The 13,806-nt window shown below is 41.2% G+C and carries 13 protein-coding genes; all 13 read right to left on the bottom strand.

The annotated features are described in order from the left end of the window. Positions 1-90: 90 nt before the first annotated feature. Positions 91-735, bottom strand: coding sequence for a LytTR family DNA-binding domain-containing protein (locus ACZ5B7_RS01970; RefSeq protein ID WP_423800514.1), 645 nt, complete (start codon positions 733-735; stop codon positions 91-93). A 32-nt stretch (positions 736-767) separates the two neighbouring features. Next, positions 768-1,268: a hypothetical protein gene (locus ACZ5B7_RS01965; RefSeq protein WP_464492413.1), complete on the bottom strand. Its 501-nt coding sequence runs from the start codon at positions 1,266-1,268 to the stop codon at positions 768-770. A 45-nt stretch (positions 1,269-1,313) separates the two neighbouring features. Continuing rightward, positions 1,314-1,922 carry a class I SAM-dependent methyltransferase gene (locus ACZ5B7_RS01960; RefSeq protein WP_464492412.1) on the bottom strand — a complete coding sequence of 203 codons (609 nt, stop codon included), beginning with the start codon at positions 1,920-1,922 and terminating at the stop codon, positions 1,314-1,316. Positions 1,923-1,927: 5 nt separating this feature from the next. Further along, positions 1,928-3,304, bottom strand: a complete 1,377-nt coding sequence (locus ACZ5B7_RS01955) for an RsmF rRNA methyltransferase first C-terminal domain-containing protein (RefSeq protein WP_464492411.1) — start codon at positions 3,302-3,304, stop codon at positions 1,928-1,930. A gap of 172 nt (positions 3,305-3,476) precedes the next feature. Further along, positions 3,477-4,298, bottom strand: coding sequence for an MBL fold metallo-hydrolase (locus ACZ5B7_RS01950; protein ID WP_464492410.1), 822 nt, complete (start codon positions 4,296-4,298; stop codon positions 3,477-3,479). 1,409 nt (positions 4,299-5,707) lie between these two features. Next, positions 5,708-6,265, bottom strand: coding sequence for a hypothetical protein (locus tag ACZ5B7_RS01945; protein WP_464492409.1), 558 nt, complete (start codon positions 6,263-6,265; stop codon positions 5,708-5,710). Positions 6,266-6,268: 3 nt separating this feature from the next. Beyond that, positions 6,269-6,901: an SCO family protein gene (locus ACZ5B7_RS01940; protein ID WP_464492408.1), complete on the bottom strand. Its 633-nt coding sequence runs from the start codon at positions 6,899-6,901 to the stop codon at positions 6,269-6,271. A gap of 136 nt (positions 6,902-7,037) precedes the next feature. Continuing rightward, positions 7,038-8,717, bottom strand: coding sequence for a cbb3-type cytochrome c oxidase subunit I (locus ACZ5B7_RS01935; protein ID WP_464492407.1), 1,680 nt, complete (start codon positions 8,715-8,717; stop codon positions 7,038-7,040). A 16-nt stretch (positions 8,718-8,733) separates the two neighbouring features. Further along, positions 8,734-9,201, bottom strand: coding sequence for a cytochrome c oxidase subunit II (locus ACZ5B7_RS01930; RefSeq protein WP_213120850.1), 468 nt, complete (start codon positions 9,199-9,201; stop codon positions 8,734-8,736). Positions 9,202-9,212: 11 nt separating this feature from the next. Next, on the bottom strand, positions 9,213-9,365 hold the full coding sequence (locus ACZ5B7_RS01925; RefSeq protein ID WP_464492406.1) for a hypothetical protein: 153 nt from the start codon (positions 9,363-9,365) through the stop codon (positions 9,213-9,215). A gap of 352 nt (positions 9,366-9,717) precedes the next feature. Further along, a complete protein-coding gene (gene cyoE, locus ACZ5B7_RS01920) occupies positions 9,718-10,653 on the bottom strand; it encodes a heme o synthase (RefSeq protein WP_378588042.1) in 936 nt (311 codons plus the stop codon). Positions 10,654-10,812: 159 nt separating this feature from the next. Then, a complete protein-coding gene (locus tag ACZ5B7_RS01915) occupies positions 10,813-11,601 on the bottom strand; it encodes an enoyl-CoA hydratase/isomerase family protein (protein ID WP_423800504.1) in 789 nt (262 codons plus the stop codon). Positions 11,602-11,719: 118 nt separating this feature from the next. After that, on the bottom strand, positions 11,720-13,795 hold the full coding sequence (locus tag ACZ5B7_RS01910) for a DUF4179 domain-containing protein (RefSeq protein ID WP_464492405.1): 2,076 nt from the start codon (positions 13,793-13,795) through the stop codon (positions 11,720-11,722). Positions 13,796-13,806 lie beyond the last annotated feature (11 nt).

Raw genomic sequence — 13,806 nt, 5'->3', positions numbered from 1 at the left:
CCGATAAAGGTTTTCAGTCAGAGAAATTGGGGACTAGTTACGAAATTTTCGGATAAAACAGAAAATCTACTGACTAAAGCAGAATTTTTTCTAAAATCCTAACAATCTACGAAAATAGCTCGAATAAGATTGGCTGACCTGCACCCTGTCGCCATTTTTCATCGTTAAAATAAAGGTCGAATGGGTGTCTGGGTGAATCTCCTTTATATGATTGACATTCACAATAAACGAGCGGTGGCAGCGGATAAAGTCATCCTTTGGAAGTAGAAATTCAAATTCCTGCAGCGAATATTTATGGGTGCCGCTGTGCTCTTCGGCGTAAACAAAGGTCTTCTTTTCCTTAGCCTCGAGGTAGATCACCTGTGAAAACGGAACTGGAATCCAGCCATCTTCTGATTTAATGGTGACGACTAACTTGCCGCTGGTTAGTGACGGAAATATTGCTGTCACACAGCCTTCAATCTTCCCATCATGAAAAAATGGCACAGCCATCCCATGGTAAGGAATCCCAAAAACATCACGGTCGATAAACTCCGAAACCTTCTGTCCAGTATTCACTGCCTTATAGGCAATCGTGCCATCCTTCAAAGGATCGCCACGCCGAATCTTCAAATCAATCCGCTTGCTCGGCCGGTAATAAATATACTCACTAGTGTTGGAAACCGCAATCGAAATCTCATCCGAAAACAACTCACTAATTACATCTAGAAGCGAAACAACCGTAATACTCTCCATTCAAAACCACCTCCAAATTCAAACCCTATTTATTATATGGGTATAAACATATGAATTAAGAATATCACTAGAAACATCATGGCAGCGATGAGGTGGAATTTTCGGCGGAAGCCGGATGCCTTTTTGTGTCTAAGCCAGCCCGCAAACAACACGACTGCCAGCGTTACCAGCGCCAATAGGCCGCTCCATAATTTTAAATGTCCCCAGCCAAGCAGTGGGGCAATTGCATATAAATTGATCGCTGCATGCCCAATAATCGTTGACGTACCCAATACCGCAATCGGGATATGCCATTTCATAAAATAGCGCGAAAACTTGGCAAGCCGGATTTTCACCTTTCGTATCGATGTTTTCCGAATCACCAAAAAGATGAAATACATATTGATATTGACTAGAAACAATAGCATTGCCACCTGAGCCAAAAACTGCGCCAGTACTACTAATGAATTATCATGAGGACTGAATAACCAAATATAGACGATAGAAATCAAGGCTAAACATCCATTTAAAAAAATCCATAAACGGTGGTACATTCATAATCCCTCCCGGTGAATCCTGACGCTGCCCGTGCAGTTTCTCTAATATCCCAGCCTATAAATCAAAAATCGCTCGTTTTGATTATGACGATAAACATACGGCAACTTTACTTCCTCATGCAGTTCAAAGGCCGTTTGGTTTTCCAGAAAATAAATATAATCCTCAGAGGGGTAATATAAAATCACATCAAGTTCCCGCGGGTGTTCTTCCAGTGAAACTAAGATATTATTAATAACCTTTTGAAAGACCTGAATCGAAAACGGATTGAAAAAATAAAACCGATTATCCCGAGGAGCTACCGGATATTCTTCTGCCAGGCAGCAACGAAACTCAACTTTGTCGTTGCGATTCTTTGTTTTTCTAATATAGCTTTCGTGATTTGCCAAAGCTGCCTGAAACAGCCCCTCATCCATTTCAACTCCAACCACTGATGCATGAAAGAAATAGTGGATATAAAAGTTCAGCCGTCCCCGTCCGCAGCCAAAGTCCACAACCCGGTCGCCTGGTTTCAGCTCATAGGTTTTAAATAATTCTTCCAGTCCGCTATAGGGAGTTGGCTCATAGCGGTGGTAATGCAGGGACTGGTGAAATCCCTGCTGCTCCGCTCTTGTCTTTATATTTAATAGCTTATCATAATAATGTTCTTTCATGTCCCTCAACCAATCCCCGTCCATCTCAACCCTTTTGGGAAATGGTTTTTCAAAATATGATCTGACAGCTTGCCCCAGCCGATGGAATAGCCGTCTACCTCCAACAAGTACCAGCCTTTCGGACCCTCTGCCGCCAAAGACTCTCCTTTTAAATAGGCGAGCATTTCACGGGAATCCTTCTCGAGATTCCATTTATGCTTCACCTGTTCCCCGGTTAAACCTAAAGCAAGGGCATGTGACGGCTCAAAGCGGTTCTTTTTAATCGTCCCTAGATGCCATCCCGGCCGAACAACCTTCAAATTTTCCAATGACAGCATTTCTTTCGGCAACAGGTACAACTGCTCGCCAAATAAAAGAAATTCCCCTTTTGGTGTCTCCAGCAAAGTCTCCTCCGCAAACTGATAATAGCTTTTTAAAATTTTCTGGTCGGACAAGGTTTTAGCGTACTTCAGCCTGCCGCCCGCCTCGTCACCATCCGTTTTTCTTAGAACAGCAATGTAGTGCCCCTCACCCTGTAATTGATGAGGCCAAATCCTGACCGTCTTTCCAAGACCAGAAGCACCATCTGAAATCCAGTCCGGCCTGCCCTTTCCAAAGCCCTCATAAACCTGAACATCCTCTATCTCAAAGTTAGGGTTATCTTTTAAAAACTTACTAATAACACCTTCATTTTCTTCAGGTGAAAATGTACAGGTCGAGTATACGAGCCTGCCCCCCGGACGAAGCATCGTCCCAGCGTGTTCGAGAATATCAAACTGCCGAGCGGCACATACCGCTACATTCTCAGGACTCCATTCAGCACAGGCATCAGGATCCTTGCGAAACATCCCCTCTCCAGAGCACGGTGCATCGACCATGATCCGGTCAAAATACCCCGGAAACCGCTGGGCCAGTCTCGCCGGAGTTTCATTGGTTACAACGGCGTTCCTAATCCCCATCCGCTCGACATTCTGCGAAAGAATCTTGGCCCGTGCAGGGTGAATTTCGTTCGTGAGCAAAAATCCCTGCTGCTGCATTTTTCCCGCAATATGAGTGGTTTTCCCACCCGGCGCTGCACATAAATCCAAGACACGCTCACCCGGCTGCGGGTCGACTAGCTCCCCTGCCGCCATCGCGCTTGGCTCCTGAATATAGTACAGGCCTGCCTCATGGTACGGATGCTTCCCGGGCCGGTCCTCTGTTCCATAGAAAAACCCCTCTTTCACCCATGGGATTTTTTCCAGATTAAAAGGGCTGATTTTTTTAAACTCCTCAACTGAGATTTTTAAAGGGTTCACCCGAAACCCTTGCGATCTATTATCGTGATAACTTTTTACAAAATCCTCATATTCCTCATCTAAAAGGCTCTTCATTTTTTCGAGAAAGTCCTTTGGCAACTCCATGTTGATCACCCATCTGCTGATTAAAATAATGTTTACGATAAATTTACCACTCTTTTTAAAAAAATAAAACGGCAGTCCCCTGTATCAGAGTTTCTGCCGTTCAAGTAAGCTAACCTGACCATAACAATCAGTAAATTCAAGCTTGTCCAGTTCTTTTTAGACTTCAAGGCCATTAATCTTGTGACCCACTTTTGATAACACCTTTCGAAAAATCTGCGACTATTGAAGAAACGATATGAATCGAGTCCCATTCCCCGCCCGAAACAGTAATAAGCGGGTATTTTTTTGGAAACAGCTTTTCATTAATCTCCGCTGCGGAAAGCCCACTTTTATAGAGATGTTCCACTTCCCCGCTAAGATTCTCGAGATTGTCCAATTTTTGCTTCAGCGTGTCTTTTCCATTCGGTATGTAACCTGCATGGGCGCAAAACATCGAACCAAAATCATAGCTTAATAGGGTCCGAATGGAATTGATAATAACCGGAATCGATTCGCTCGACATAATTACCTTTGTTTTCGGGGCGACAAATAAATCGCCTGAAAAAAGCCGGCCTGTCTCTTCATCAAGCAGTGCAACATGATCATCGGCATGGCCCGGGGTGTAAATCACTTTCCAAGTTGATTTGTGCGATTGAATTGATTCTCCCAGCGGCAATGCCTGAAACTCCCTGCGCACCCCCCAAGTAATCTGGCGGTATTTCGGATAGGGAGCAAACTCCGCACAAACGCGGACCCCTTTTGGATGGACATAAATTGGAATATCGCGATTCTCCTGAATCCACTGAGCGGTTCCGGAATGGTCCTCGTGGCTGTGGGTTAAAACAGCTTTATCAAATGAATGCTCTTTATAAAAAGAAATAAAATCCGCTTCAATGGATTGTGGACCTGTGTCAACCAACAGGCCGTCTACTAAATAGGCAAAAATTTTGCGGCCAAACCTTTCCACGGTCCCTTCAATACAAGTGACATCCTCATTCGTGTACCATTCTATCATTTTTGTATCATTCCTTTCTTTCTATCATTATACAATACCAGTTATTGGATGTATTAATTTTACAAATCCAATAAGGCCTTTAATTTAGAACCCACTAGTTGTTTGCGAAAAGAAAACTCCCTGTTTATTTGCGAATCTCGTCCTTTTATTTGCGCAAGCCTCCGTTATATTTGCAAATCTAAACAAGAAGGGGCTGCCTCTACTAGTTGTTTGCGAAAACTTACTGTTTATTTGCGAATCTCATCCTTTTATTTGCGAATACCCCCGTTATATTTGCGAATCTAAAAAAGAGGGGGCTGCTTACACTTGTTTTTTGCGAAAACTCCCTGTTTATTTGCGAGTCTCAACCTTTTATTTGCGAATACCCCCTTTATATTTGCGAATCTAAAAAAGAGGGGGCTGCTTACACTTGTTTTTTGCGAAAACTCCCTGTTTATTTGCGAATCTCATCCTTTTATTTGCGAATACCCCCTTTATATTTGCGAATCTAAAAAAGAGGGGGCTGCTTACACTTGTTTTTTGCGAAAACTCCCTGTTTATTTGCGAATCTCATCCTTTTATTTGCGAATACCCCCGTTATATTTGCGAATCTAAACAAGAAGGGGCTGCCTTTACTTGTTTTTTGCGAAAACTCCCTGTTTATTTGCGAATCTCGTCCTTTTATTTGCGAAAGCCCCCGTTATATTTGCGAATCTAAAAAAGAAGGAGCTGCTTCCACTTGTTTTTTGTGAAAACTCCCTGTTTATTTGCGAGTCTCGTCCCTTTATTTGCGAATACCCCCGTTATATTTGCGAATCTAAAAAAGAAGGGGCTGCCTCTATTAGTTGTTTGCGAAAACTCCCTGTTTATTTGCGAATCTCATCCTTTTATTTGCGAATACCCCCGTTATATTTGCGAATCTAAACAAGAAGGGGCTGCCTTTACTTGTTTTTTGCGAAAACTCCCTGTTTATTTGCGAATCTCATCCTTTTATTTGCGAATACCCCCTTTATATTTGCGAATCTAAAAAAGAAGGGGCTGCCTCTACTAGTTGTTTGCGAAAACTTACTGTTTATTTGCGAATCTCATCCTTTTATTTGCGAATACCCCCTTTATATTTGCGAATCTAAAAAAGAGGGGGCTGCTTACACTTGTTTTTGCGAAAACTCACTGTTTATTTGCGAATCTCATCCTTTTATTTGCGAATACCCCCGTTATATTTGCGAATCTAAAAAAGAAAGCGGTGCCTCTACTAGTTGTTTGCGAAAACTCACTGTTTATTTGCGAATCTCGTCCCTTTATTTGCGAATGCCCCCGTTATATTTGCGAATCTAAAAAAGAAGTAGCTGCCTCTTTGACCCTGGCTCGGGTAAATCCTATAAAAAGTAAATGCAGCCGCCCGGAAATCACTCCAAGCGGCTGCATTTCTATTATTCATATTTCGTCCGGTCCGTAAAGGTAATATATATCAAGTATATAACTATACAAATTGCCGTAGTCAAGAAGCCCCAGCCTAGCGTGATTTGCTCGATAACCAAGTAGTTATTACATAACTGGACAGGTGCATCAATATAAAGCCAGCCCACCACCACGAACAAAATGGTGAAGAAGATGAAAAAAATATTTTTACCAAGAGAATTTAACTTTTTCCAGCTGTCCCTCAAGGGAATTCCAGCTAAAAGTGATAAACTCAAAAACTTAAATACCTCTACGCTTTGTTCAGTTAAAGCATCATCCATGGAACGCGGCAGAGTCCAGAAGCCTATAATTATGACAAACAATAAAATTCCCGGAACGCCATTCCCGTTCCATTTTTCAAAAAATCTCGGAAAGCGGTCCATAAAAAGTCGTGCCATCAGGAATCCCGCAAACACCACCATTGGCATTTGCATATGCATATGGATAATCATCACGGATTCCATAAAATGAGCAATAGGCGGAATAGCTAGGGCAATAAGTAACAATAATCCATATATAAATTGTTGCATTGATTATTCCCCCGCTTCCTGATTCAGAATCTTGACAACCTTATCGGCTGCCTCATCTATTTTTTTATAGTCCATCACATCTTGAAGACTGCCTTTTGGGTCCACTAAATAAAATGCTGAATTATGCGTGAAATTCCCGTATCCGTCAGGAATGACAGTCACTCCAAATTCTTTTAGCAATGCATCCAATTCATTCTTGTCCGGAACCCTTGCCATCCGCCAGGTTTCCCCATCACTTTTAAAATAAGTGCGGTATTTTTCGAGCGTCTGTGGAGTGTCTCTGGATGCGTCAAAGCTGATGCTTAAAAATACAATATCTTTCCCCAAATATTTTTTCGGAATCTGTTCGTAAACCTTTGACATGTTCATTTCCAACTGTGGGCAGACAGATGTACACGACGTATAAAGAAAGGTAATAAATACGTACTTCCCTTTGAATTCAGAAATGGAATACTCGCGCTGCTTGCTGTCCTCTAACGTTATTTTAGGAAATTTCGGCTTCTCGTCCAGCAGCCTGTTGACCCTGGCCGTTTCCGCCGTAAAGGCCCGAAACCCATCTGTACCTGTATAAAATAAAACAAATCCAAACACAAATACGACTAATAGTGAAATTACCTGATGCCGATTTTTGATCATAACGACCACTTCCCAAACCTATTTTTAAAAAAGTTCTCTCTCTTTTTAGCAGAAAGAGACAGCCCTGCATGCGAGCTATCTCTTTTGTTATCAATTCTGTCCGACTTCAGCACTTAGGCGCTTCCGCTTTTTCTAATTACCAAGTCTTGAATCCAGGTGATCCTGGAGGTGCATTGACAATAAATTCTGTTATTGGAACGACATATGCCATTGCTACAACGATTAGCATTAGAACAATCCACAGTCCCCAGCGCTCTGTCCAATAAGGAGTTGGAGAGGCATTTTCTTCTGCTTCCGCAATTGGGAATTCTGTTTCTCCTTTTGGTGCAAAGAACATCATATTAATTACCGCATACACTTGAAGAATAACACCGATGATTAACAAAGTACCACCGACAGCCATTGCCATCATATATGGGTTCCAGCCTAATGCTGTTGCATGATCGCCATATGTTGTAAATGAAGTTCTTCGTGGTGAGCCAAATAATCCGACTGTGTGCATGGCACCTGACATAAAGATCATGCCGATTGTCCAGATCCAAGTTTGGATAACACCTAATTTATTGATTTGTGGTGTTAGAACACGTCCTGAAATATATGGAACTAACCAATAACTAATCCCAAAGAATGCCAATGCGACCGTCACACCAAGCGTTAAGTGGAAGTGACCGACAATCCACATCGTGTTATGAACAACTGTGTCCAATTGGTTTGTTGTTTGCGCAATACCACCGGCACCCGCTGGAGCAAAGGAAGCCATACTGATAAATAGTGCTAGGAAACGAACATCGCCCCATGGCATTTTTTTATACCAGCCGATCAGTCCTTTTCCGCCTTGCTTTCTCGCAGTCTTTTCAAATACTGCAAACATGGCCCAAGCGGTCATTAATGATGGGAAACCAATTGCTAAACTCATAAATACGTGCATCATTTTAACTGGTAAAGAAATACCTGGGTCAATGATTTGGTGATGGAATCCACCGGTAATGTTCATGATTACCAAAGCGATAATAACGACGCGGGTTAATGTGTCGCTCCAGCGTCTGCCGCCGATTAATTTCGGTGCAATGACATACCATGCAGAAGTAGCTGTTAAATACCAGATATTTACAAGCGTATGTCCGAAGGCCCAGAATAATGTACGAGAAACCATAACATTAACGGTCTTAACCCAGCCTAAAGACCAAGGAATTAGATATAAAACTTCGATTGCTACAGGAATAAGTGCAAAAAACATTAGAACGTTGATACCAGTTGCAAAGTAAGAGAAGATTGGAACATGCTTTCCTTTATTATTTTTCCGCCAATTGGCTACTTGGATAAATGCGCCAACGTTGCACAGCCACATACCCACTGCGAAGAATACTAAACCGATATAAAACATTGGGTGTGCTTTTAAAGGCGGATAGAATGTGTACATTACTGATGCTTCATTCATGAGGATTGGAATAACAACCAATACCGCGCCAATAATCTTGGATGCAAACGCAGTCCAGACAATCTTTCTAACCTTTGGAAGAAGCCCTCCCAGTTCATGTGAAAGACCTGCATACAGATAGCCAAATGTAAAGAAAGTAGTGAAGGCAAGAAGCATGAACACACCGTGCATCGTAAGAACCTGATAATAGTTTAACCACGATGGCAGTTCAAGAAGACCGGCACGGTTTAATCCTTGCGCTAAACCTAAAAATCCACCAACTAACAAGATGACAAATGATACAAATAAATATGTTTTCGAAATTTTTGCGTCTGCTTTATTAACACCTAGCAATTTAGTTGCTTTTGTTTTATACGTTTGATTTATTGCTGTTTCCATTAGCCTTTCCCCCCCTTTACTTAACCGTAATTGTCGTGCTCATCATTTGGTGACCGGCACCGCAATATTCGTTACATAACACTAAATAACTTCCCGGTTTATCAAACTTTTGGGTAACTCTTGAGATATAACCTGGTGTTACCATTGCGTTAGCGTTAGTTTCGGCAATTTCAAAACCGTGGACAACATCTTTTGAAGTTAAGATAAAATGTACAGTTGATCCAGCTGGAACTTCAATATTTCCAGGATTAAAGCTAAAAACTTGCAATGTCATGACTACTTCGTATTCATGATCGCCAATCTGTTTAATTCCAGGCTTATCAAAAGGCGCTGTTTGATCTACTTTTTGCGAATCGATAGTTTGGATATTACTTGGCGGTGCCATTCCTTCAGCAACAGCCTGATAGCCCGTGATTAACATGAAAATCATCATTATACCGAAGCTTAATGCCAGCCATATTTTTTCATCAAGATGCATTTTCATTTCTTTCCCCCCTATACTCTAGTCATATAAAGCCCATATAAAGTTAAATAAGTAACGAGAATAACAACGCCAACCACACCTACGGAAATCCATGTACCTTTTAACGGTTCTTCGTGCTGCTTGCCTGGCTTATTATTATTGCGATTTGCTTTTGCAGATGCCATTTGTGAATCCCCCTTTTGATTTATTCTGTTTTCTTACTTCTATCATAGTTAGGAACGATTCTCAGCGAAGTGAACTGCGTCACATTTCATAAGTGATTTTAGTCGTAAGAAAAAAGGGAATATTATTGTACTTTTTGTCCAAAATCCGAATGTTTATGAAAAAGAGTACGGAAAATAGCTGTATTTCCACTGTTTTTAACTTGTTAATCGAATAATTTTTATTGTGGAATAGAAAAAAGTGGTGGAAAAAGGGGAAGAAATCAAAAATGACAAATTTGTGAATTAAAGTAAAATCATCTTAAAAAAACAAAAAAGCCGCCCTTATTTTTCATAAGGACAGCTGCTAAATAACCTATTTAAATATTGGCAATGTTACCACAATCATCATAAGAAACAGGATGGTGATATAGTTTACGGAGTACAGAAAATTAATCTGGGCCCATTTCAGGTCATCTTTTGTAAAAAATCCGCTGATGCTCACAATTAGCCAGCCAAGGTTCATCACTGTAGCAATGACAACAAAGGTAAGCCCAAGCGATCCTAGATAAAACGGCAATGGCAATAGGCAGGCGATATAGACCACCATCTGCCGCTTCGTCATTTCAAACCCATGTACCACAGGCAGCATCGCTACCTTCGCCGCACGATATTCCTCGCACTTCTTCATCGCGATGGCAAAGGTATGCGGCATTTGGAAAACAAAGATAATCAGAAATAACATAATCGGAACAATATGAGTCCCTGGCTCAATTGCCGTCCAGCCAATTAGCGGGGTAACAGCACCTGAAACGGCACCAATCACGGTGTTAAGTGTATACCTCCGTTTGGACCACATTGTATATAAGATGACATAAGTAAACCAGCCTACGAAAGCATAAATCACTGCTTCCCATCTTGTAAAAGACAAAAGAATGAAGCCTAGTACTGTGAGGACAATTCCTATCGTTAATACTACTTTTAGAGGAATATGCCCTGTTACAGTCGGCCGATGCTTCGTTCTATCCATGACAGTATCGATGTCAACATCATACCAGTTATTGATGACAAGTGCTCCGCCCATGACCAGCGTACTACCGATGATGGTCAGCAAAAATACATTCAAGTAATCAGAAAAAGAGGCGCCGGTAAAATAAAGGGCCAGCCAAAACCCAGTAAATACTGGCAGAACATTGGCTATTAAGACAGGTCCTTTAAAAAGAGCTTTTATATCAGCCATAAGGCCGGAACGATTATTTGAAATAGCAGCACTTTTGCCTTTCAGTGCGGAAGGTATTCCATTTTGACTCATCCTTACAACCTCCCCAAAAAGTGGTTATTACTATCTACAACTTAAGTACATGATTCCATATTACCATACTTTATCATGGAACACTCTTGTAGAAAAATTGGCAAAAAAAAGACGGGGGATGGCCCCCGAAACTTAGTTATTCTTTAAATTTACTTATTACTACTCTCCCCGGAAAACAGGTTTCCGTTTCTCGGCAAAAGCTTTTACCCCTTCTTGGACGTCTTTTGTTCCAAAACAAACTTTAATTGAAGCTAATTCTTGTTTTAGAATTGTTGTAAGATCCGTGTCAGGGCTTGCGGCAAGCAATCTTTTGGAAAGTGTCAGCGCAACAGGCGGTCCTTCCGCTAACTCCTTGGCAAAATTCATAACCCTATCTTGAAATTCCTCATCTGGGAATATTCCGTTAACCAAACCAATCCGTTCGGCTTCTTCAGGATAGATGTCCCGACCCGTATATATCAACTCCGTTGCTTTTCCCTGTCCTACCAAACGTGGTAAGAAATAGGTCATTCCCGCATCCGGATTAAGACCGCGGCGAATGTATCCAGCAGTTACCCTTGCGCCAGCAGACATAAAGCGCAGATCACAGGCAAGAGCCAGAGCGAGTCCTGCACCAGCTGCAATTCCGTTAATCGCGGCGATGACAGGTTTATCACAATGAACGATTCCTAACGCCTGATGACCAACCCAGCCCAGGTTATCTAATGTTTTATGACGGGAATCAGCGGATTTATCTCTCTTAGCAAACTCGGTCAGGTCAAGACCTGCACAAAAACCTTTTCCACTCCCGGTTATCACAATTACACGAACTTCATCGTCGGCAGATGCCTCCGCAATAGCCTGAATGATCTCAGCACTAAGTTTATCATTAACGGCATTGAGGCGCTCTGGCCTGTTTAGTGTTAAGGTGCGAACCCCATTCTGCGTTTCTACTAAAATATGTTCCATTTTACTCCTCCTATTCTATTAATTTTAATTTTCTGATTAATAAAAACATAGCATATCCAAGATGGTTTGTACATGCGAGTTACTTATTTTGGAAAAATATAATCACCTATGATTTATGTTAGTCCACAGAAATCTTCACAACATCATCCAAATATTTCGTAGTGCTATACCCATAAATCTCCAGTCTTTTAGGGATCACTTTGTCATCAGCGTTGTTACTGTGTAATCTTATTCTTTGAACGGTAAAAAAATTGCGAGGCTGCTCGATTTCTTCATATGGTATTTGAATTTTACTCATATCGTATTCTACTCCATCTTTATCAACGAGCACTCCTTCTGAATCCATCTCCATTGAACCAATTTCATTTTCATCCTCACCCACAATATTAAAGTTAAGCGACTCATATGCCCGATTCTTAATTTCATGATTGCTTATGATAACATTGGTAGGCTGTCCAACTTCCACCTGGTCGATAGTGATTGTACTGCCTGCATACTCAAAGGTTTGAGGATATTCCTTAGCAGCGTCCAGTTCAATGGTTTTGTGGTCTTCAAACGTTAAAAGAACAGATTTGAATTGAACGCTGATCTCTTTAGGCTTCTCTCCAAAAAGAGAGCCAAAATGTGTTTGAAAAGTAGTCCAATTCATATCTTGCTGTAAATCCAAAAAATTGCTGCCATACCTATCAGCTTTCATTTTTTTATCGTTCACTTCTAGATTGTCAAAATTAAGAAAATCCACCCGTTTCTCTGTCTGTTCATTATTAATAGCATATTGCAGAATCGTTGCTGTTGGAGCAATCGTTAGTTTATCAAATCGAATTGGGATTCCGTCGATGTCAGTCTCTTCATTCAACGCATATTCGATAGATGGCTGTTTTGTTACAGGAATCTCGAAGTTCCACTCCCCTGCTTTATTCTCCATGTTCCCGTAAGGTCTAAAACTATTCTGGTCGGAAGTATCACGACTCAATTTCTGAAGCTTGGTGATCTTGAGTTTGATTGTCCCGTTATCCGTTGTGAGTGGCAGCAGACTAATCTTTCCATGATACACATTCTTTTCTCTATTATTTTCAGCCGATTTAAGGTCAGGAGGATAGTACCTTGGATATGTATCACGGCTCATGATGTCTTGTTCGTTCTCTACAAAAAAACCTTCATTATAATCCATTACATATTGATTGTCTTCTTCTGTATCTTCTATTTCATAAAGGATAAGCGTCTGAACATCATCAGCAATCGCACTCTTGATCTTAATTTTCACCCCCGCGCTTTCCGCTTCCAGGTTCTGCCTTTCACCCAGGCCCTGTTGCAGAAAAGCACGTAACTCTTGATCTTCTTCTGTCCATGTGTAGTAAAGGTTGGTAAAAGAGCCTGTAAAAACTTCAATACCCATTAATAATGCTAAAACACTTGCAAAAACAAGGCCCATTCTTTTACGTTTGTTATTCTTCTGTTGTCTTTGCTTTTCCCTTTCTGCCAGCCTAGCTTTGACGTTCTCCATGAAATCAGATGGCACACGGAAATCCTTCATCCTTTCAGTAAGATTTACCATAGTTAACATGACATCCTGAAAGGGACCCAAATCCTTCTGACAGTCTTGGCAATGATAAACATGCACCTCAAAATCAATCTTTTCCGACCGATCCATGGTTCTTTCCAAGTAATCGATATAATTTTTTTGATACTCCTTACAACCATTAAAGGATGACCCGTACCCCATTTCTTTTCTAAGTGACTGGATACCGGAAAACAGAAGCTCTTTCAGCTTTTCCATTGAAACCTGGAGAAGATGTGCCGTTTCCTCCTTAGAGATTCCTTTTACATATGTAAGGGCCACCGCTTCTTTCTCATCCTCTTTCAACCGATCAAGTGCTTTAAATAAATCCTTATGTTGTTCACTTTCCTCTGAGTCTTGTAAACTTCTATCTTTAGAAAGTTCTCGGCAAGTATGTATAAAAATGGATGTAGCCCCCGTTTCGTATGTTGTTTCACTTTTAAAACGAGGTAATTCCTTGTGCACTTTTATAATGGACCGGTAAAAAAGCTCTTCCATTTGCTGCTGCTTCCTAAGATAAGACCAGCCCAGAGTATAGAACGATTGTTTATGTTGATCGAACCAATCAACGATGGATTCCATGCTTTTTTCCCTTATTGCAGTGATAGCTAAAGGATCTATTTTTGCTGGGATCATAAACATGTTCC

This window comes from Neobacillus sp. S1115 (genome assembly GCF_055385565.1).
Note: the sequence above shows the minus strand (reverse complement) of the source record. Positions and strands in the feature narration are given on the sequence as shown.